The sequence below is a fragment of the Parabacteroides sp. PFB2-10 genome (assembly GCF_029893085.1).
In the GTDB taxonomy this organism is placed as follows: Bacteria; Bacteroidota; Bacteroidia; order Bacteroidales; family Tannerellaceae; genus QVMG01.
The window spans coordinates 36,373-57,216 of the sequence record NZ_JARXWI010000001.1 but is presented as its reverse complement, the minus strand read 5'-3'; the positions used below and the strand labels follow the sequence as shown (position 1 = coordinate 57,216).

Below are 20,844 nucleotides of genomic sequence, written 5' to 3'. Positions count from 1 at the left end.
AGAAAGAAAAAGGGAGAGCCATTTTTTTTGTACCTTTGCGATTGATAGACAAACTAAAATCATTAAGATGAAGAAAGTAAGAGCAGCCATCGTAGGGTATGGCAACATCGGAAAGTATGTATTGGAGGCGATTGAAGCGGCTCCCGATTTTGAAGTAGCAGGTGTGATCCGTCGTAATCCGGCAGATATTCCGGCCGAGTTAGAGAAATATACCGTAACCGACAATATTGATAATCTGAAAGAGGTTGACGTGGCCGTATTGGCGACCCCGACCCGCAGCGTCGAAGCATTTGCGAAAGAGATACTTGCCAAAGGCATTAATACTGTAGACAGTTATGATATACATGGTGGCATTGTTGACCTGCGCCGTTCATTAGACGCTGTAGCGAAAGCAAACAACACCGTAGCCGTCGTCTCCGCCGGATGGGATCCGGGAAGCGACTCAGTGGTGCGCGCCCTGTTGGAAGCCATGGTGCCCAAAGGAGTGACCTATACCAACTTCGGCCCGGGCATGAGCATGGGGCATACGGTAGCCACCAAAGCCATCGAAGGCGTAAAGGCGGCGCTGAGTATGACCATCCCGACCGGAACAGGCATCCACCGTCGCATGGTGTATATCGAAGTAAAAGAAGGATATGCCTTCGACGCCGTAGCGGCAGCCATCAAAGCGGATGATTATTTCGTACATGATGAGACCCATGTGATCGAGGTGCCTTGCGTCGACAATCTGTTGGATATGGGACATGGCGTAAACCTGACACGCAAAGGCGTTTCGGGCAAGACACAAAATCAGTTGATCGAATTCGATATGAAGATCAACAATCCGGCATTGACCGCTCAGATACTGATCGCCGTAGCGCGCGCCAGCATGCGCCAACAGCCGGGTGCCTATACGATGATCGAACTGCCTGTGATCGATATGCTTTACGGTGACAGAGAAGAGCTGATAAAAAAATTGGTATAGCCATTTTTTAAATTGATAATTGACAATTGATGATGGATAAGCAGCGTTACATAGCAGAGCATAAAGCGATGATGAGTCATAACCCCGTAAGGGAGTTCAACAAGGTTAATAAGTAAAACGATATAGTATAATTTACCATAAAATAAACAGAGTATGATAGAGTCTTTCCTTATCAATTCTCCTTTATCCATTATCAATTGGACAACGTCCTTTATCACTTGGACGGCCAGTCCTGAAATATTCTCGATTGGCTCGCGTGGTATTCGCTGGTATGGGTTGGCTTTCGCCATCGGTTTTGCCGTAGGGTATATGATTGTGGCCCGGATGTGGAAAAATGAGAAACTACCTCAACCCTGGATCGATTCCTTGCTTATCTATACGGTGGTGGGGACGATTGTCGGCTCACGCCTGGGTCATTGTTTGTTTTATGCGCCGGGCTATTACTTAGCCAACCCGATCGAGATCCTAAAGGTATGGGAGGGCGGACTGGCCAGCCATGGCGGGGTGTTGGGTATTATCATCGCAATCTATTTCTATTCCCGGAGGGTGTCGCACAAAAGCATGCTCTGGGCCTTCGATAAATTAGTCGTTCCGACCGGCCTGGTCGCTGCTATGATCCGTTTAGGTAACCTGATGAACCATGAGATCTACGGCCATCCGACCGATCTGCCCTGGGGATTCCGGTTTATCGACAACCTGCCGGCCTGGATGCAGGGGGCAGAGCCGATCTTCACCGCGCCCAGCCATCCGACGCAACTATACGAGGCGCTCTGTTACCTGTTGACGTTCGCCCTTTGTATGTGGCTCTATTTCCGGAAAAAGGCCTGGCACAAGGAAGGGTTGATCTTCGGCTTATTTATGATCTGCATATTTGTTTCCCGCTTCTTTATCGAATTCCTGAAAAACAACCAGGAGGCCTTCGAAGAAAATATGACACTAAACATGGGACAATGGTTGAGTATTCCGTTTGTCCTGATGGGTATCTTCTTTGTGTGGCGCGCCTTAAAAAAAGGGAAAGAGACAGAAGTGAAAACTAAAAAGTAACATTCTTTATGAAACCTCTACTGATCAACGCTATAACCTGGACAGCAGATCCCGTCGCACTCACTATCGGATCGTACAGTTTACGCTGGTATACACTGGCCTTCCTGATCGGCTTTGCAGCAGGTTATATGATTGTCGACCGTATGTGGAAAAAGGAAGATCTTCCACGTCCCTGGATTGACTCCCTGTTGATTTATACGATGATTGCCACCTTAGTTGGTGCGCGCTTAGGCCATTGCCTTTTTTACGAGCCGGCTTATTTCCTGGCTCATCCGTTAGAAATCATATTGCCTTTCGAAATAACAGACGGGGTCTGGAAGCTGGTTGGCTTTAAGGGATTAGCCAGCCATGGAGGGACATTGGGTATTATTCTTGCCATCTATTTCTATTCGCGCAAGGTGAGTCATAGAAGTATGCTCTGGGCCTTCGATAAATTAGTCGTTCCGACCGGACTGGTTGCCGCTTTGATTCGTTTAGGCAACCTGATGAACCATGAGATCTACGGCCATCCGACCGATCTGCCCTGGGGCTTTCGCTTTATTCGGAATATTCCTTACTGGCAACAGGGCGCGGAGCCGATATTCACCCTGCCAAGCCATCCGACACAACTGTATGAAGCGCTTTGCTACCTGGCAACCTTTGCGCTCTGTATGTGGTTATACTTCCGGAAAGAGGCCTGGAAGAAGGAGGGTTTTATCTTCGGGATCTTTCTTATTTGTATCTTTGGAGCGCGTATCCTGATCGAATTTCTCAAGAACAATCAGGAGGCTTTCGAAGAGGGTATGTTTTTCAATATGGGACAATTGCTGAGCATCCCCTTTGTACTGGCGGGGATCTATTTCGTATGGCGAGCAGAAAACAAGAAAAAGGATAACGTTAAAACTTAAAAAACTAAAAATTTGTTATGCTAAAGAAAATAACGGAAGACATCTTCTACCTCGGTGTAAACGACCGGCAAAAACACAGATTTGAAAACTTATGGCCTTTGCCGTATGGGGTTTCCTATAATTCGTATCTGATTGTCGACGAGAAAACGGTGTTGATGGATACGGTCGATGTGTGTTATGCCGATCTTTTCTTCCACAAAATAGAGGAAGCGCTTAACGGACGCCCACTCGACTACCTGGTATTGAACCACATGGAACCCGACCATGCGGGGAGTATCCGCCTATTGCGCCGCCAATACCCGGATGTACAGATCGTGGGCAACAGTAAAACCTTCGGTATGCTGGCGGGGTATCACGGCATCACGGACGGATTACACGAAGTAAAAGAGGGCGATACCTTAGCGTTGGGACGGCATACTTTGTCGTTCTATATGGCTCCGATGGTGCATTGGCCGGAGGTGATGATGACATACGATCAGACCGATAAGGTATTATTCTCGGCAGATGCCTTCGGCACCTTCGGTACGCTCGACGGAGCCGTGATCGACGCGGATATGAACACCGACCACTACTGGGAGGAGATGAAACGTTATTATGCCAATATCGTGGGGAAATACGGCAGTCCGGTACAGAAAGCATTACAAAAACTATCCGGTCTTGACGTTCAGACCATCTGCTCCTTGCATGGTCCGGTATGGCGCGAACACAAAGACAAAGCCATTGCGATCTACGATCAATTAAGCCGTTATGAAGGTGAGGAGGGTGTAGTGATCATCTTCGGCAGTATGTATGGTCACACCGAGCAAATGGCGGAAACAGTAGCCCATTCCCTGGCGGAAAGCGGCGTGAAGAATATTGTGATTCACGATGTAAGCAAAAGCCATGCCTCCTATATACTAAGAGATGTATTCAAATACAAAGGAGTGATGATCGGCAGCCCCACCTACTCCAACCAGCTCTTTCCGGAGGTAGAAGCCGTATTAAGCAAAATACAGGTGCGCGAAGTGAAGAACCGCCTGTTTGGCTACTTCGGATCGTTCTCCTGGGCCGGCGCCGCCGTCAAACGTCTGACCGCCTTTGCCGAGCAGATGAAATGGGAGGTCGTAGGCGAACCGGTTGAACAAAAACAAGGCATGTCACCCGACGACCAGGCCAAATGCGTGGCCTTAGGGAAAGAAATGGCGATGAGAATGAAAAAAATATGAATGATGAATTATGAATGATGAATTATGAGTTGGTTGCTTTCCCAGTCAATTCATAATTCGTAATTCATAATTCATAATTAAAAAAGTACTATGAGACTAATTATCGAACCGAATTACGACGAGCTGTCACGCTGGGCAGCCAATTATGTGGCTTCAAAGATCAAGAAAGCCAATCCGACCGCAGAAAAACCTTTCGTACTGGGCTTGCCTACCGGATCTTCTCCGTTGGGTGCATACAAACACCTGATTGAACTGAACAAACAGGGAGTGGTTTCCTTTCAACATGTGATCACCTTCAATATGGATGAGTATATCGGACTACCGAAGGAGCATGCGCAGAGTTATCATTCTTTTATGTGGAACAACTTCTTCAGCCACATCGATATTCCGGCTGAGAATGTGCATATCCTGAATGGAAACGCGGCCGACCTGGAAGCAGAATGCACGGCCTACGAAGCCAAAATGAAAGCAGTAGGTGGAATAGACTTGTTCTTAGGCGGTATTGGTCCCGACGGGCATATCGCTTTCAACGAACCGGGATCCTCCCTAAGCTCACGCACACGCGTGAAGACACTGACGACCGATACAATCATTGCCAACTCACGTTTCTTCGATAACGATGTGAATAAAGTACCGAAGACAGCCCTGACTGTTGGAGTCGGCACCGTATTGGATGCCAAAGAGGTGCTTATCATGGTAAACGGACACAACAAAGCGCGCGCGTTGCAGCAAGCCGTAGAAGGTGCTGTCAATCAGATGTGGACCATCACCGCCCTGCAACTCCACCCGAAAGGAATCATCGTAGCCGATGAAATAGCCTGTGCCGAAATAAAAGTCGGTACCTACAACTACTTCAAGGACATCGAAAAGAACAACCTCAATCCCGACACCTTGTTGGTGTAAGGTACCGGAATACCAGAACAGGGGGCTGACTATATCGAAATAGTCAGCCTTTTTTATATTCTATCCTCCATGCCTCGTAAACGGAAGCAATAAGGTGTTCGGTCGTATCAAGCGTTCGTAAATATTTATCTATATTTGCAATCATGCATGTTATAATCCAAGAGAACTGTTTATGAGCGATATAAAAGATGCGAAAATGACCGATGAGCAGATGGTACAGTCTGAGTTTGATAAGCTGCTGGAAGAATATCTGCAATCGAACCATCGGCGGAAGATAGAACGTATCACCAAGGCTTTTAATTTTGCCAACCAGGCGCACCAGGGAGCCAAGCGGCGTTCGGGTGAGCCCTATATTATGCACCCGCTGGCGGTGGCTCGCATTGTCTGCGGTGAGATGGGGCTGGGCTCTACCTCGATTTGTTCTGCCCTGTTGCACGATGTGGTGGAGGATACCGAGTATACGGTTGACGATATCACCAATATGTTTGGCCCGAAGATCGCACAGATTGTCGATGGATTAACGAAAATATCCGGAGGAATTTTCGGGGAGCAGGCCTCGGCGCAGGCGGAGAATTTCCGCAAACTGCTATTGACCATGAGCGATGATATCCGGGTGATCCTGATTAAGATCGCCGACCGCTTGCACAATATGCGTACCCTGGGTGCGATGCGTCCCGACAAACAATTCAAGATCGCCGGCGAAACCCTTTACCTCTATGCCCCTCTGGCGCACCGCCTGGGGCTTTTTTCTATCAAAACCGAACTGGAAGACCTCAGCTTCAAATACGAACACCCGCAGGAATATCAATTTATCAGCGACAAGCTGAAAGCAACCGAAGAGGCGCGTAATACGCTGTTCAACCATTTTCGTGCCCCGGTCGATACCCGTCTGAAGGCGATGGGCTTGGATTATGATATGAAAGCCCGGGTGAAATCGGTCTATTCCATCTGGAATAAGATGCAAAACAAAGGGGTGAGCTTCGATGATATCTACGACATCTACGCTGTCCGCATTATTTTCGATCCGCTTCCCGGCATCGATGAGAAGAACCAATGCTGGGATATCTACTCGGCCATTACGGATATCTACCGCATCCGGCCGGATCGGATCCGCGACTGGGTGAGCCGCTCGAAAGCCAATGGTTACCAGGCACTCCACCTAACCGTGATGGGACCCGATGGTGAGTGGGTGGAGATACAGATCCGCAGCCGCCGTATGGATGAGATTGCCGAAAAAGGATTTGCCGCCCATTGGAAATACAAAGAAAGCACGGTGGAGGAAGACACGGAATTGGACAAATGGCTGCAGACGATTACCGAGATCCTGGAAAGCCCGAATCCGGATGCCCTGGATTTTCTCGACACGATCAAACTGAATCTCTATTCTTCCGAAATATTTGTCTTCACGCCGAAGGGCGACATGAAAACCCTACCCCAGGGGGCAACCGCCCTCGATTTCGCCTATGCCCTGCATACCGATATCGGAAACAACTGCATAGGTGCCAAGGTGAATCATCGCTTAGTGCCGCTTAGCCATCCGCTCAAAAGCGGGGATCAGGTAGAGATATTGACTTCCCGTTCGCAGGAGCCGCAGCCGGAATGGCTGAATTTTGTGACGACAGCCAGGGCACGGGCGCGGATCGATGCCGTATTGAAGAAAGTACGTAAAGAGGCGGCCCGGCAGGGAGAGCGCAAGGTATTGGCGGCTTTTAAACACGCAGAGATGGAGGCGAACACCTCGAATATGGATAAACTGTCCATGTATTTTGGTTTTCCGCGTAAGGAGGAGTTTTTCTATGCGGTAGAGAAAGAGGATGTGGTGCTGCCGGAAAATATCCGGAAGCTATTGAAAGAGAAGAGCGACAACCTCCTGTTCAAGTATGTGAAGCAGGCCTTTGGAGGCGGAAATAAGAATGCAAAGAAAGAGCAGGCGAAGGAAGAACCGGAACCGGTTGCCGATAAGCCGCGGTATGATAAGTCTAAACCTTACATTCTGCGGGAGGAGGGGTTTGTGCGCAACTACGTGATTGCCGACTGCTGCAAACCTATTCCGGGCGACGATGCCTTGGGCTTTATCAACGACGACGGCAATGTGATTGTGCATAAACGCTCGTGCCCGATAGCCATGCGTCTGAAGAGCAGCTTCGGTGAGCGTATTCTCAATACGCAATGGAGCAGCCACGAGACGGCATCCTTCGATGCCACATTGGAAATCAAGGGAATTGATGCCGTTGGTGTCCTGACGGATATCTCCAAAACCATTGCGGAATATAGCGTGAACATCCAGCGCATCCTGATCGAAGCCAAAGACGGTATGTTCGAGGGACGCATCAAAATGAAGGTACATGATGTGGAAGATATTCAACGCATGTGCGTCTCTCTCTCCAAACATAAGAATGTGAAATCCGTAGGAAGAGTAGCGGAGTGAGAAAGAAATGATGAATCGAAGATCGGCCTTAGCCAATTATGAATGATGAATTATGAGCTACAATTCATAATTCATCATTCATAATTGGCTAAGGCCGATCTTCGATTCATCATTTCATTATAAGATAGCTCGTGTAGGCCACATAACAAAGGATCATCACCACGCCTTCGAGGCGGGTAATGGTTCTTTTTTTGATGAATAACCCGAAGAGATACATCAAAAGGGCTGAGCCGATCAGTACGGAAAAGTCTACGTTATCGATCCCCTGAATGGATAGCGGTGTAATGGAAGCGCTGCACCCCAGGACAAAAAAGATATTGAACAGGTTGGATCCGACCACATTACCAATGGCCATTTCAGGATTCTTTTTCAAGGCGGCTACGACCGAAGTAGCCAGTTCCGGCAGGGAGGTTCCGCCCGCTACTAAGGTAAGACCGATGATCGATTCGCTTACGCCCAGTCCGCGTGCGATGCCCGATGCTCCGTCGACAAAGAACTGACCGCCGTAAACAAGCCCGACTAAGCCGCCAATCACATAGAGGGCGGATCGCCAAACGGGCATATCTTTGATCGTTGCTTCTTCTACCCGCTCTTCCCCTTCCGGCTTTTTGCGGGCAATAGCAAAGGTGTATCCCAGGAAAATCAGGAAGAAACAAAGCAATAACATACCTTCAGTGCGGTCGATCATATTGGCTGCCTCTTTGTTTATCCATATATCGCTCGCGCAAAGGAAAAGGGCTACGGACGCCAACAGGCAGAGAGGTATCTCGCGTGTGAGGGTGCTTTTGGTAATACTGATGGGGATAATGGCTGCCGTACAGCCTATGATCATCAGCGAATTGAATATATTACTACCGATAACATTCCCCACTGCCAGGTCGCCGCTGCCTTTCAGGGCGGAGACGACACTCACGGTCAGCTCGGGAGCCGATGTGCCGAAGGCTACGATCGTAAGCCCAATCACCAGATTAGATATATGAAACCGCTTGGCAATCGAAGAGGCGCCATCGGTCAGCGCATTGGCTCCTATCAATATAAGAACCAATCCTCCAATCAGGTATAGAATATTCATATGGAAAACGATTTAAAAGGGCAGATCGTCGACCGGATTATCCATCGGAGAAGCTGCAGGAGAAGGTGCGACAGGCGCTCCGCCGGGTACGAAGTCGGGAGGAGTCACCATTTGTGGGTCGGCCGACGCGCCGGCAACCGGACGGTCTACCTTCCATGCATTGATGTTTGTAAACCAACGTCCCTGATACTCGCGGCTATCGATATCGAAAGAGACAATGACAGTTTCGCCTGCCTGGATATTGGCCTGCGCGATGCGATCGGCACCAAAGATCTGAAAACATACCTTCTTAGGATACTGCTCCTGCGTTTCCAGTACGTATTCTTGTTTTTTCCACTCGTTGCCTGTTTTGCTGATACCTCCGACCTCCGGGAGTACAGCGATTATCTTTCCGGTAATTTCCATTTGTATATACTCTGTTTTTTTAGTGCTACGAAGGTAAGCTTTTCCCTGAAAACTTGCTAATACGAAGAGGAGGATTCTTTGTTTTTGCTCTTTTTTTTCTATTTGTGATATCACTTTGACAAAATGATAAATTGGGAAATCATCAATTCTTACAAAAAGGAAATCTCCCTATTATGAAACAATTCAGTCATTTTATGAAAGTGTAAGCAAATGTTAAAATGTTCATTTTCGGGAAAAGCCCCGATTTACGATTTGTAATTTCGGCAGGAGTTTGCGCGCAAAAAGGCGGGACTTTTTTGACAAACTCCCGGGAGAAACACTTTTTAACGTATGGATTTGTAAGTAAAACGACCGTTTTGCTTACAATCAATATTTTAACATTTTAGAAGGTTGGGGGGCGAAAAAAGTTATCAGGTGTATAAAAGCACTCCCTTTTCAGTGTATGGATTAATAATCATATATTTGCAGAAAAATTACTTCCTTTTTATTAAACGAATTATTACGATTATGAAATGTAGTTATTATGTACTTTTACTCGCCTTGTGCCTGCCGGTGCAAGCGCAAAAAATTGTTCCCGGCACCTTTTGGAAAGACAACACGGGGGTTCATGTGAATGCCCATGGTGGGGGTATTCTGTATCAGGATGGAACCTATTATTGGTTTGGAGAACATAAGGCGGAAAATACAAGTGCCGCGTTGGTGGGTGTTACCTGCTATTCTTCCCGCGATCTGGTGAATTGGAAAAACGAAGGGGTTGCCCTCAGTGTGATGCCCGATAGCTCTTTTCATGATATTGAGAGAGGGTGCGTATTGGAACGTCCCAAGGTGATCTACAATGAAAAGACCGGAAAGTATGTGATGTGGTTCCACCTGGAACTGAAAGGGAAGGGTTACTGGGCGGCACGTGCAGCTGTTGCCGTGAGCGACAGCCCGACCGGTCCTTATCGTTATCTCTATTCCTGCCGTCCGAATGCCGGCTACTGGCCGGAGAATATGCCGGAAGAGGATAAAACACGAACCATTACGGCCAAAGAATTGAAAGGCTGGACGCCCGAATGGCTGGAGGCGGTCGGTCAGGGTCTTTTTGTACGCGATCATTTTCAGGGCGGGCAGATGTCGCGGGATATGACGTTGTATGTCGACGATGACGGGAAGGCCTATCATATCTATGCTGCCGAAGACAACCTCACGCTGAATATTGCCGAATTGTCGGACGATTACCTCTGGCATACGGGTAAATATATCCGTATCTTCCCTTGCGGGCACAATGAAGCGCCGGCGATCTTCAAGAAAGACAATACCTATTTTATGATCACCTCCGGTTGTACCGGCTGGGCGCCCAATGCCGCCCGTATGTTTTCCGCTCCTTCGATCTGGGGTCCCTGGACGCAACATGACAATCCCTGTCGGGGAGACGATGCCGAATTGACTTTCCATTCGCAAAGCACCTACATACTGCCGGTGGCCGGCAAGAAGGATGCCTTTATCTTTATGGGCGACCGATGGACGCCGCGCCGCCCTTCGGAAGCGACCTATATCTGGCTGCCGATTCAGTTCGAGAACGGATTGCCGTTTCTAAAATGGTACGACGAATGGGATCTGACTATTTTCGACTCACTTAATAAATAAATAGTATGCGTGTATTCAAACTGTTAACCATCGCTTTGTTGAGCATCTTTACCCAGCCGTCATTCGCTCAGGTTTCTTTCGGGCAACCGGAGTTGATCAACGAAGGCTGGCTGTTTCAATTAGGAGACTTGGACGATTTTACGAAAGCCGACCGCCAACGCTGGCAAAAAGTTGATCTTCCGCATGACTGGAGTGTCAAAGGGCAATTGAGCCCTACCTTGTCGAGCTGTACAGGCTATCTGCCCGGCGGCATTGGCTGGTACCACAAATCGCTTACGATCCCTCAGGACAAACAGGGAGAGAAGGTGTATCTCTATTTTGAAGGGGTCTATAACCGCAGCGAGGTGTTTCTGAATGGCCATTCATTGGGGAAACGTCCGAATGGGTATATCTCCTTTATGTATGATGCGACTCCTTATGTTGAATATGGAAAAGAGAATGTGATCGACGTACGGGTGGATCATAGCCAGTCGGCCGATTCACGCTGGTATACCGGTTCGGGCATCTACCGCCATGTGTGGCTGGTCTATGCCAATCCGGTACATATCTCACAATGGGGCGTATTCGCTTATCCGGAGGTAAAGAAAAATCAAGGAACGCTTCATATCGAGGTGGAGATCAGTAACGGCACATCGGCGAACGCCAACCTGACAGTTATAAACGAACTCCTCTCTCCCGCAGGAAAGAGTGTGGGAAAGAACATAAAGAAACTACATGCGACAGCCGGTCAGTCGAAAATAACGACCGCCATCAAGGTAAACCGTCCCGCTTTGTGGGATTTGGATAATCCGGTACTTTATACCTTGAAGACTACTGTATTGGCCGACGGAAAAGTGATTGACGAAACCTCTACCCGTACCGGTTTCCGTACTTTTACGTTTGATCCCGACAAAGGCTTTGCCCTGAATGGCGAGTGGATGAAGATGAAGGGTGTTTGCATTCATCATGATGCCGGTGTCTTGGGCGCGGCCGTTCCGCTCGATGTGTGGAAGCGTCGTCTACTTATCCTGAAAGAGATCGGATGTAACGCCATACGCACCAGTCATAATCCACAAGCTCCTGAACTCTATGATCTATGCGATGAGTTAGGGCTGCTCGTATTGAATGAAGCCTACGATGAGTGGGAGTTTCCTAAGCGTAAATGGCTCGAAGGCTGGAACGTGGGCACGCCGGGATTCCAGGGCGCCTATGACTTCTTTGAAGAATGGGGCGAGAAAGACCTGGAGGATATGGTGCGCCGCGATCGCAATCATGTCTCTGTTTTTGCCTGGAGTATCGGCAATGAGGTGGATTATCCCAACGATCCTTATTCACATCCTGTACTGGGCGGCGACCGGGCCGGCTTCACGCAGGCCTCGTATGGCGGATACAATCCCGATGCGCCGGATGCGATGCGCCTGGGAGCTATTGCCAAACGCTTAGTGGCCGTTGTGAAAAAGTTTGATCCCTCCCGTGTTACGACAGCCGGACTGGCCGGTGTAGCCATGTCGAACCAGACGGAATATCCCGGTGCCTTAGATATTGCCGGATACAACTATACGGAAAGCAAATATGCGGAAGATCATAAAACCTATCCGAAGCGGGTTATCTATGGTAGTGAGAACGGACAGGGCTTTGCCGCCTGGAAGGCCGTGAGAGACAATGAATACATCTTTGGGCAATTCCTTTGGACAGGGCTCGACTACCTGGGCGAAGCCGGTCGTTGGCCTTCCCGCGGGTTGAATACCGGTATGGTGAACTTTGCCGGATTTATCAAACCCAGAGGTTATTTCCGTCAGTCGCTCTGGTCGGATAAACCGATGGCTTACCTGGGCACCTCCCTGAATATGCCGATGCCTATTCGTCCCGGTGCCCCAGCCAATCAACGGCGGGAGAGACCACCTTCCATGGATGCTCCGTCTGTCTGGAATTATGAAGATGGACAGTCGGTTCGTGTTGTTTGTTATACCAATGCGGCCAAGGCACAGCTCATATTGAATGGAAAGAAAATCGGTACGCCGAAAGAGTATGATGATAATACAGGCATTATCTATTGGGATCTTCCGTATGAAAAAGGAAAATTAGAAGTAATCGGACTGGATGCGGGCGATCAGGAGGTTTCCCGTTATGCTATTCAATCGTCTGAACAACCATACGCCCTCACCGTAGAGACCGTATTGAAGAGCGAATGTGAGAATGGCGTGGCACAGGTGATCCTGCAGGTGGTCGATGAGAAGGGTATTCCCGTGGTGTTATCCGACAATGAGGTGACCTGCCGCATTGAAGGTCCGGCGAAGTTGCTGGGACTGGAAGCAGGTAATAACAGCGATATGACCGATTATACCGATCACGCGCACCGTGTTTACCAGGGACGCCTATTGGCTTACATCCAACCTACCGGCGAAGCTGGAACAATCAAAGTGCGCTTCACCTCTCCCTGGCTGAAACCGGCGGAAGTGGTTGTTCGTTAGTAAATATTTTTTTTATTATGGCATAAAAAGGCTGCCTCAATACATGTTGAGGCAGCCTTTTCTTTTTCATCACAATTCATTTTGGAATAATTGTTTGGATATTTCAATTTAACTATATAGCATTTGTAATGCAAAAACAAACTCAACAATGTAAAACAGACGAATGCTTATATTTGTGCGATCATAACCTTAGGCAGAATCTACTTTTGCAATTGTCTTTTCATAGTAGTGATTTTTAAATCTAACTCTTATGTTAAAGTTGAAATCAATTTTTGGAAAATTATGCACTTTGGCGGTAGCCGCTTGTTGCACAATCGCTTCTACTGCTTCATGTGATGATGAAAAAACAGTTTTGGTCTCAGGTGTAAGCCTGGATTATACAACTCTGTCGATGCTGATAGGGGAATCGCACATACTCAAAGCGACAATAACACCCGAAGATGCCACTAACAATAGCGTATCCTGGACATCAAGCGACGAAGCCGTTGCGACGGTGGATGAGTCGGGCGAGGTGAAAGCCATCGCTATGGGTTCGGCAACCATTACGACTACTGCGCTTGATGGCGGCAAAACAGCTACTTGTGAGGTCACGGTTGGAGATCCGGCAAACGGCAACTTGGTTGTCTATGACAGTCCGGGTGATCTGAAAGGTGTCGAACACCTTTCCCAATCGGATAAATTCAAATTGGAAGTCCGTCGGGCCAATAGCTCGAAATTCATCGAAAGCTTTGTGTATATGACCGATAACTATTGGGTAGACACTTACTTCAAAGGGGAGCCTCGCAAACAGACACATGCTTCGTTTAGCCATTTCTCCTTCGAAGATACGGAAGTTGAAGTACGAATCACCAGTCAGATTCCGGTTAATAGCGTAAAAATCCATCCATTAAACTACCACATCGAGCCAACTGTTGATGGGGATCAGATCACGTTCCGCATGAAGACACAACAGAAGATATCCGTTGAGGTAAACGATCGGCTGCATCCGCTTTTCCTCTTTACCGACAAACCGGAAGAGCCCAATGCCGAAGCTACCTATTATTACGGATCGGGTATTCACAACATCGGAAAGCAGAAACAACTTAACTCCAACGAATCTGTCTATATCGCGGGAGGTGCTGTTGTGGAAGGCTCTTTCCTTATCAATAGGGGAGCGGGGAATGTAAAAATACAGGGACGTGGCGTCCTGTCAATGGGCGAATGGCCGCATACCACTACGGACTACCTATACTTGAGAACAGTAGCGTCTATCTACAGCGCGGGAACGAAGAGTGCGAAAATCGAAGGCATTACGATCACGAATAGCTGTGGTTACACCATCGCACTGAACAATGACCATGGTATCAACGAAAACAATGAGTTCCGCAATTTGAACATCGTTTGCTGGAATGGAAATACAGATGGAATCTGGGTAAACGGGAAGAACATTACAGTGGAAGACTGTTTTATTTTCAATAACGATGATATTTTCATGTCTCATAACCTCAATGGCGCGAAGATAAAAAATATCGTGTGCTGGGGAGGCCCTTGGGGACGCCTTTACTGGGGAGGAGCTTATGGAGATGTCAAAGGACTTGTTATGGAAAATGTAGAAATGATCGGCAAAGAAAGTGGTGTTGAACTCTTTCTGGTGAACGCATCCGACAGAACAACGGCATTGGAAAACATGACATTCAGAAATATCCGAATAGCGGATGCTCCGAGGGTAAGTAGCTACGCGAAACAAATGTTTGTCAATATCAATTCGGGCAGTCACAGAATATCTAACTGGACATTTGAAAATGTCACGGTTGATATCCTCAATCCAGAAGGCGGCCGGATCAATGCAACGATCGAGCCAATCAAAAATATCGTTTTTACAAATGTTTCCGTAGGTGGCAAACGCCTCACCTCGGCAGCTGATGGAAATATTACGGTTAGTGGAAACGCAACCGTTACCTTTAAGTAAAAACATCCATCCGAAGGAATATAAAAAAGGGTGTATCGAAAAGCTCAAAACTTTTTGATACACCCTCTCTCTTTTCGCTAAGCGATTATTCTTCTTTAGGCCCGATGGAGGAGAAGGCCTCTTTCATGGCGAGCAGTTCTTCTTTGATTTGCTTTAGGCGGTTGACGATCTCTTCCTGGCGGATAGTCGTTTCTTTGTTGTCTTTTAGTTTCTGGCGGGCACCGGCAAGGGTCATGCCTCGCTCTTTCACCAGATGGAATATAAGGCGTACGGCATCGATATCTTCCTGTTTGTAGAAACGGGTGCCCTTCGCGTTCTTTCGCGGACGGATCGAATCAAACTCCTTCTCCCAGAAGCGCAAGGTAGACTCATTGACGCCAAACATCTGAGCTACTTCGCCAATGGAGTAGTATAATTTCTGCGTCTTTTCTTTCTTCAGGGCCATACCGGTAGCTTTGTGTTAATCCATCACCTGACCGTGGTTGTCAGCAATCTGGATCATGCGGTCGTATTCTTCGGGCGTCAGGTCCATAAAGTAATACTTGGCGGGATTATCATGTTTCCCCCGGACGATCACTTCATAATGCAGGTGGGGGCCGGTGGATTTACCTGTGTTGCCCACTTCACCGATGATTTGTCCGCGTACCACCTTTTGTCCTACCCGCACACCGAATTTATTCATGTGTCCGTAGAGCGTTTCATAGCCGTATCCATGATTGATCACAATACAGTTGCCATAGCCTTGCTTCCAACCGGCGTATGTGATCACCCCGTCGCCGGTCGAATAGATCTCTGTTCCGATCTTAGCTGAGAAGTCCATACCCGCATGAAAGCGCGGAACGCGGTAGATCGGGTCGATACGCATACCGTAACCCGAAGCCGTACGCGCCAGGTCTTTGTTGGAGATCGGCTGGATGGCCGGAATACATTTGCTGCGTTCTTCCTGCGTTTTCCCTAAGTCAATTATTTCTTCTAAGGAGTTGGATTGCACATACAATTGTTTGCGCAACATATCCATACGACGTGTCGTGGCAACAACCAGTTCCGGGTTCGACAGCGCCATCAGGTGCTGATAGCGGTCGGTGCCCCCAAAACCGGATTTGCGTACCGATTCGGGAATGGGTTCGGCCTGGAAAATGGCCCGGTATAACTTTTCGTCGCGTTGTTGCAGATCCTCTAACACACCCATGGCGCCGTCCAAACGTAAGGAGAGCACCTCGAATTGGGTTTGCAACAGTTTATTTTCTTTGCGTAATTCCGATTCGACGGGTGAATCGATGAAGTTTAATACGAGATAAAGAGCGATGGCGCCAAAAACAACACCTGAACTTAAATGCCTGAGAATAGTGAATAAACGGTCTTTACGAGTCGGGTAAACCCGCTCATAACTCAACGTGTTAGGGTTAAAATGATAGTAAACTTTACGGTTTTTGAATAGCTTCATGGAATATTTTGTTGATAGAGAACTGCAAAATTAATAAAATGAAGTACTTTTGCAAATCCTTTTTGGGAATATTAACGAGAACTACAAGAAAGAGTTATGTTATCAGCTAAAGAAACCCGCGAATCATTTAAAGCCTTTTTTGCGTCAAAAGGGCATCGCATAGTCCCTTCTGCCCCTATGGTAATCAAGGGAGACCCTACATTGATGTTTACCAATGCAGGGATGAATCAGTTCAAAGATATTATTCTTGGGAACGTACCCATCAAATATCCCCGAATCGCTGACTCTCAGAAATGTCTGCGCGTCAGCGGGAAGCATAATGACCTCGAGGAGGTAGGGCATGACACCTATCACCATACGATGTTCGAGATGCTGGGTAACTGGTCGTTTGGCGATTACTTCAAGAAAGAGGCGATCGGTTGGGCCTGGGAGTACCTGGTGGATGTGTTGAAGTTGGATCCGCAACGGCTGTATGCGACTGTTTTTGAAGGAAGCCCGGCCGATGGCTTGGAGCGCGACGACGAAGCGGCCGGTTATTGGGAAGAATACCTGCCGTTGGATCACATCCTGAATGGGAACAAAAAAGATAATTTCTGGGAAATGGGTGATACCGGTCCTTGTGGTCCCTGTTCGGAGGTGCATATCGACCTGCGCCCGGAAGAGGAACGGAAAGCTATCTCCGGTGCCGAGTTGGTCAACAAAGACCATCCGCAGGTGATCGAGATCTGGAACCTGGTGTTTATGCAATACAATCGCCTGAGTGACGGTTCGCTGGAAGGCCTGCCCGCTAAGGTGATCGATACCGGTATGGGATTTGAACGCTTGTGTATGGCTATCCAGGGTAAGATATCCAACTATGATACAGATGTCTTCCAACCGATTATCCAGGCAATCGCTGCCAAGACAGGGTTGAAATACGGTGATGACAAGCAACAGGATATCGCCATGCGTGTGATTGCTGACCATATCCGTACGATTGCTTTCTCGATAACCGACGGACAGTTGCCGTCGAATGCGAAAGCGGGGTATGTGATCCGTCGTATTCTGCGCCGCGCTGTGCGCTATGGGTATACATTCCTCGGCTGCAAAGAGGCTTTTATGTATACGTTGATTCCTTCGCTGATCGATACGATGGGCGATGCTTATCCGGAATTGATCGCCCAGAAAACGCTGATCGAAAAGGTGATAAAGGAGGAGGAGGAATCTTTCCTGCGTACCTTGGAGATAGGGATACGACTTCTGAAGAATGCTATAAAGAAAGCACAATCAGAAAACTCTTCTGTCATCTCCGGAACTGTCGCGTTTGAACTATATGACACCTTTGGTTTCCCTCTTGATTTAACAGAATTGATTGCCCGCGAGGAAGGGATGACTGTGGCTACTGTCGAGTTTGACGCCGAAATGCAAAAGCAGAAAGAACGTGCCCGTAACGCGGCGGCTATCGAAACCGGCGACTGGGTGGTGTTGAAAGAAGGCGAAAGCCGTTTCGTCGGTTATGATCTTTTTGAGGCGGAAGCGGAAATACAACGTTACCGGAAGATAAAGCAAAAGAATAAAGAGCTCTATCAGATCGTACTTGATCAAACCCCGTTCTATGCCGAAAAGGGGGGACAGGTAGGCGACTCGGGTTGGCTGATTGCTGATGAGGAGAAGATTGCGATATTGGATACTAAGAGCGAGAATAATCTCTCCGTTCATTTGGTGTCTCAATTGCCTAAAGATGTAACGACTACCTTCCGGGCTGTCGTCAATAAAGAGAGACGCATTCAGTCGGAATGTAACCATACGGCTACTCACCTCTTGCACGAAGCGTTGCGTGACGTGCTCGGATCGCATGTGGAACAGAAAGGCTCGTATGTTTCTCCCGAATCATTGCGTTTCGACTTTTCACACTTTCAGAAAGTGACCGACGAGGAGATCAGGGAGGTGGAGAAACGCGTCAATAAGAAGATCCGTGAGAATATTCCGTTGGACGAAAACCGCTGTGTGCCCATTAAAGAGGCGATGGAGCTGGGGGCAATGGCTTTGTTTGGTGAGAAATATGGCGATGAGGTGCGCGTAGTACGTTTCGGAAACTCGGTGGAGCTTTGCGGTGGAACGCATATTCCTTCGACCGGTATGATCGGATGTATGCGAATCGTGAGTGAAAGCTCTATCGCGGCGGGTATTCGACGCATTGAGGCTATTACGGCGGAAGCGGCCGATAATCAATATTATGCGCAACAAGATATGGTGCGTGAGGTGCGGGCGATGTTTAATAATATCCCCAATATCCTTCCGGCGATACGCAAGGCGATCGAAGAGAACTCCGGATTGCGCAAGCAGATGGAAGACTTTATGCAGGAAAAAGCCATCATGATGAAAGAGGAATTGATGCGGAGAGCGATCGATCATGACGGTGTGAAGCTGGTTCGCTTCATTGGAAACGCTCCTGCGGAGGTATTGAAGAACATTGCTTTCCAGATTCGTGGAGAGATCAATGTGCCCTTTATCTTAGTGGCTGGAACGCATGAAGAATCGAAGTGTTCGCTGATGGTGATGCTGAGCGATAGCCTGATTGAAAAAGGATTCAATGCGGCTACTTTAGTCAAAGGAGCAGCCGGCTTGATTCAGGGTGGCGGAGGTGGTCAACCTCACTTTGCGACTGCCGGAGGTAAAAAGCCTGAAGGCTTGGCCGATGCGGTTGATAAGATTCTGGTAGATGCCGGACTGAAATACTAAATGTATGTCCGAGCAACGAGTGGTTATTACAGAGGATCTGCAAGCTGAACTGACTGCTTTTTTATCCTCTCTGACATACAACAGACTTTTCGTATTGACCGATACGAATACGAAAACGCATTGCCTTCCTTTATTGCTGGATATTCCGGCAGTAAAGGAGGCTTTGTTTTTTACGGTCGATGCCGGTGATACACATAAAGAACTGGAGCAGTTGGCCTCCATCTGGCGGTTTCTCTCTGAAAACGGTGCTTCGCGCGACTCTATCCTGATCAACCTGGGCGGTGGCATGGTGACCGATATGGGTGGCTTTGCCGGTGCTACCTTCAAACGGGGTATCCGAACTATCAATATTCCGACCACACTGATGGCTTCTGTCGATGCAGCGGTAGGTGGTAAGACAGGCATTAATTTCAACGGATTGAAGAATGAGATCGGCTCTTTCTATCCGCCTTTATGCGTATTTATCGACAATCATTTCCTGCGCACATTGGATCGCGACAACCTCCTTTCGGGTTATGCAGAGATGATCAAGCACGGTTTGATAAGTTCTGCGGATATCTATCATGCGATTATGCAATACGACCTGGATGCCCCTATGGATTATCCCCTTTTCAACTGCATGACGGCAGCGTCGGTGGCGGTGAAAGAGGAGATTGTCGCACAGGATCCCAAAGAAAAAAGTATCCGCAAAGCCCTTAACCTGGGGCATACGGTTGGTCACGCCTTTGAGAGTCTTTCTTTCAGAAGAAACCAACCTTTATTGCATGGCCATGCAGTGGCTGCTGGAATAGTCTGTGAACTTTATCTCTCGTATAAACGCAGCGGTTTCCCTATCAATACACTACGGCAGGTGGTCAACTATATCAAAACCTATTATCCTCCTTTCTTTTATGATTGTATTGATTATGAGACTCTTTATGAATTCATGACACACGACAAAAAGAACGAAGGCGGCATCATCAACTTTACGTTACTGGCCGATATCGGTGACGTGCGAATTAATCAGGAAGTCTCCAAAGACACTATCCTCGAATCGCTCGATTTTTACAGGGAAAGTTTTGGCATATAAACGAAAAATCCCTACATTTGTCCCCGAAAATAAAAACGGGATGTAGCTCAGCCCGGTAGAGTACGCGTCTGGGGGGCGTGTGGTCGCAGGTTCAAATCCTGTCATCCCGACGGATTGAAAACAGAGAGGTTTACTTTTTATAGTAAACCTCTTTTTTATTTGTGTGTGACGGATTCGTGACGGATTTTATGTTCTTACTTTTCTTTTTAGAATCTGTTGAATGTGGAGAAAAAGGTTAGTATAGAAGATAGGAACATCAAGCTTAATACGAATCCAATCACCATCCATAAAAGAGCCGCTTTTGCAAAGTTGGCTTTAGTCGGATGTGCTCCTCCGCCAAATCCCCATACAAAAAGCATGATCAGATTAATAAGCGGGATAGCAAGAAGAAAAATTGTGAGTATCCATTCTCCTATGCTAATGACAGAATTAGCTTGAGTGGGAGCCGCTTGTTGGTAAGGGGCATACTGAGTCTGTTGTGTGATTGGTTGTGCTGGCTGTGCCGGCTGATTTACATTGTATTCTTCCATAATAATAACTATTTATAATTTAGTTCAAAAAAATGTATGAGCCAAATAAAGAGCTAACGTGTGCTTTAAATCAAATAAAGAGGTGCCCTGTATCCCACAAATATAATATAATTGTTTAGAAGCTGTTTTGAATTTTATGAAATAG

The 20,844-nt window shown here is 47.7% G+C and carries 16 protein-coding genes and 1 tRNA gene; 12 read left to right on the top strand and 5 right to left on the bottom strand.

Annotated features, from left to right (window positions below):
• Positions 1 to 67: 67 nt before the first annotated feature.
• From M2137_RS00260 to M2137_RS00235, 6 genes are all read left to right on the top strand, one after another.
• Positions 68 to 964, top strand: a complete 897-nt coding sequence (locus tag M2137_RS00260; RefSeq protein ID WP_280764470.1) for a diaminopimelate dehydrogenase — start codon at positions 68 to 70, stop codon at positions 962 to 964.
• 153 nt (positions 965 to 1,117) lie between these two features.
• Positions 1,118 to 2,008, top strand: a complete 891-nt coding sequence (gene lgt / locus M2137_RS00255; RefSeq protein ID WP_280764469.1) for a prolipoprotein diacylglyceryl transferase — start codon at positions 1,118 to 1,120, stop codon at positions 2,006 to 2,008.
• A gap of 20 nt (positions 2,009 to 2,028) precedes the next feature.
• The gene (lgt, locus tag M2137_RS00250) at positions 2,029 to 2,895 is read left to right on the top strand and encodes a prolipoprotein diacylglyceryl transferase (protein ID WP_280764755.1); all 867 of its coding nucleotides are present in this window, start codon (positions 2,029 to 2,031) and stop codon (positions 2,893 to 2,895) included.
• Between the two features lie 17 nt (positions 2,896 to 2,912).
• Positions 2,913 to 4,100 (top strand): FprA family A-type flavoprotein, encoded by a 1,188-nt coding sequence (locus tag M2137_RS00245; protein WP_280764468.1) that lies wholly within the window; start codon positions 2,913 to 2,915, stop codon positions 4,098 to 4,100.
• Positions 4,101 to 4,190: 90 nt separating this feature from the next.
• Positions 4,191 to 5,003, top strand: coding sequence for a glucosamine-6-phosphate deaminase (nagB, locus tag M2137_RS00240; protein WP_280764467.1), 813 nt, complete (start codon positions 4,191 to 4,193; stop codon positions 5,001 to 5,003).
• Positions 5,004 to 5,175: 172 nt separating this feature from the next.
• On the top strand, positions 5,176 to 7,431 hold the full coding sequence (locus M2137_RS00235; RefSeq protein WP_280764466.1) for a RelA/SpoT family protein: 2,256 nt from the start codon (positions 5,176 to 5,178) through the stop codon (positions 7,429 to 7,431).
• A gap of 109 nt (positions 7,432 to 7,540) precedes the next feature.
• Here the strand turns inward: M2137_RS00235 and M2137_RS00230 are convergent, their stop codons facing one another.
• Both M2137_RS00230 and M2137_RS00225 read right to left on the bottom strand, forming a co-directional pair.
• On the bottom strand, positions 7,541 to 8,503 hold the full coding sequence (locus M2137_RS00230) for a calcium/sodium antiporter (RefSeq protein WP_280764465.1): 963 nt from the start codon (positions 8,501 to 8,503) through the stop codon (positions 7,541 to 7,543).
• Positions 8,504 to 8,515: 12 nt separating this feature from the next.
• Positions 8,516 to 8,908 carry a DUF3127 domain-containing protein gene (locus M2137_RS00225; RefSeq protein ID WP_280764464.1) on the bottom strand — a complete coding sequence of 131 codons (393 nt, stop codon included), beginning with the start codon at positions 8,906 to 8,908 and terminating at the stop codon, positions 8,516 to 8,518.
• A 507-nt stretch (positions 8,909 to 9,415) separates the two neighbouring features.
• Here M2137_RS00225 and M2137_RS00220 point away from each other — a divergent pair.
• From M2137_RS00220 to M2137_RS00210, 3 genes are all read left to right on the top strand, one after another.
• Positions 9,416 to 10,537: a glycoside hydrolase family 43 protein gene (locus M2137_RS00220; protein WP_280764463.1), complete on the top strand. Its 1,122-nt coding sequence runs from the start codon at positions 9,416 to 9,418 to the stop codon at positions 10,535 to 10,537.
• A gap of 5 nt (positions 10,538 to 10,542) precedes the next feature.
• The gene (locus M2137_RS00215) at positions 10,543 to 12,987 is read left to right on the top strand and encodes a sugar-binding domain-containing protein (protein ID WP_280764462.1); all 2,445 of its coding nucleotides are present in this window, start codon (positions 10,543 to 10,545) and stop codon (positions 12,985 to 12,987) included.
• Between the two features lie 352 nt (positions 12,988 to 13,339).
• Positions 13,340 to 14,935 carry an Ig-like domain-containing protein gene (locus M2137_RS00210; protein WP_280764461.1) on the top strand — a complete coding sequence of 532 codons (1,596 nt, stop codon included), beginning with the start codon at positions 13,340 to 13,342 and terminating at the stop codon, positions 14,933 to 14,935.
• 85 nt (positions 14,936 to 15,020) lie between these two features.
• Here the strand turns inward: M2137_RS00210 and M2137_RS00205 are convergent, their stop codons facing one another.
• Positions 15,021 to 15,380 carry a MerR family transcriptional regulator gene (locus tag M2137_RS00205; RefSeq protein ID WP_280764460.1) on the bottom strand — a complete coding sequence of 120 codons (360 nt, stop codon included), beginning with the start codon at positions 15,378 to 15,380 and terminating at the stop codon, positions 15,021 to 15,023.
• 15 nt (positions 15,381 to 15,395) lie between these two features.
• Positions 15,396 to 16,379 carry a M23 family metallopeptidase gene (locus M2137_RS00200; RefSeq protein ID WP_280764459.1) on the bottom strand — a complete coding sequence of 328 codons (984 nt, stop codon included), beginning with the start codon at positions 16,377 to 16,379 and terminating at the stop codon, positions 15,396 to 15,398.
• Between the two features lie 96 nt (positions 16,380 to 16,475).
• Between M2137_RS00200 and alaS the strand changes: the two genes are divergently transcribed.
• From alaS to M2137_RS00185, 3 genes are all read left to right on the top strand, one after another.
• Positions 16,476 to 19,100, top strand: coding sequence for an alanine--tRNA ligase (gene alaS / locus M2137_RS00195; protein ID WP_280764458.1), 2,625 nt, complete (start codon positions 16,476 to 16,478; stop codon positions 19,098 to 19,100).
• Positions 19,101 to 19,104: 4 nt separating this feature from the next.
• The gene (aroB, locus tag M2137_RS00190; RefSeq protein WP_280764457.1) at positions 19,105 to 20,169 is read left to right on the top strand and encodes a 3-dehydroquinate synthase; all 1,065 of its coding nucleotides are present in this window, start codon (positions 19,105 to 19,107) and stop codon (positions 20,167 to 20,169) included.
• Between the two features lie 36 nt (positions 20,170 to 20,205).
• Positions 20,206 to 20,279: transfer RNA gene (locus tag M2137_RS00185), tRNA-Pro, on the top strand.
• 96 nt (positions 20,280 to 20,375) lie between these two features.
• Here the strand turns inward: M2137_RS00185 and M2137_RS00180 are convergent.
• Positions 20,376 to 20,699 carry a hypothetical protein gene (locus M2137_RS00180; protein WP_280764456.1) on the bottom strand — a complete coding sequence of 108 codons (324 nt, stop codon included), beginning with the start codon at positions 20,697 to 20,699 and terminating at the stop codon, positions 20,376 to 20,378.
• Positions 20,700 to 20,844: the final 145 nt, after the last annotated feature.

Coding starts and splice junctions, on each gene's coding strand:
- M2137_RS00260 (WP_280764470.1), top strand. CDS start 68: ATGAAGAAAGTAAGAGCAGCCATCGTAGGGTATGGCAACATCGGAAAG.
- lgt (WP_280764469.1), top strand. CDS start 1,118: ATGATAGAGTCTTTCCTTATCAATTCTCCTTTATCCATTATCAATTGG.
- M2137_RS00245 (WP_280764468.1), top strand. CDS start 2,913: ATGCTAAAGAAAATAACGGAAGACATCTTCTACCTCGGTGTAAACGAC.
- nagB (WP_280764467.1), top strand. CDS start 4,191: ATGAGACTAATTATCGAACCGAATTACGACGAGCTGTCACGCTGGGCA.
- M2137_RS00235 (WP_280764466.1), top strand. CDS start 5,176: ATGAGCGATATAAAAGATGCGAAAATGACCGATGAGCAGATGGTACAG.
- M2137_RS00230 (WP_280764465.1), bottom strand. CDS start 8,503: ATGAATATTCTATACCTGATTGGAGGATTGGTTCTTATATTGATAGGA.
- M2137_RS00225 (WP_280764464.1), bottom strand. CDS start 8,908: ATGGAAATTACCGGAAAGATAATCGCTGTACTCCCGGAGGTCGGAGGT.
- M2137_RS00220 (WP_280764463.1), top strand. CDS start 9,416: ATGAAATGTAGTTATTATGTACTTTTACTCGCCTTGTGCCTGCCGGTG.
- M2137_RS00215 (WP_280764462.1), top strand. CDS start 10,543: ATGCGTGTATTCAAACTGTTAACCATCGCTTTGTTGAGCATCTTTACC.
- M2137_RS00205 (WP_280764460.1), bottom strand. CDS start 15,380: ATGGCCCTGAAGAAAGAAAAGACGCAGAAATTATACTACTCCATTGGC.
- M2137_RS00200 (WP_280764459.1), bottom strand. CDS start 16,379: ATGAAGCTATTCAAAAACCGTAAAGTTTACTATCATTTTAACCCTAAC.
- alaS (WP_280764458.1), top strand. CDS start 16,476: ATGTTATCAGCTAAAGAAACCCGCGAATCATTTAAAGCCTTTTTTGCG.
- aroB (WP_280764457.1), top strand. CDS start 19,105: ATGTCCGAGCAACGAGTGGTTATTACAGAGGATCTGCAAGCTGAACTG.
- M2137_RS00180 (WP_280764456.1), bottom strand. CDS start 20,699: ATGGAAGAATACAATGTAAATCAGCCGGCACAGCCAGCACAACCAATC.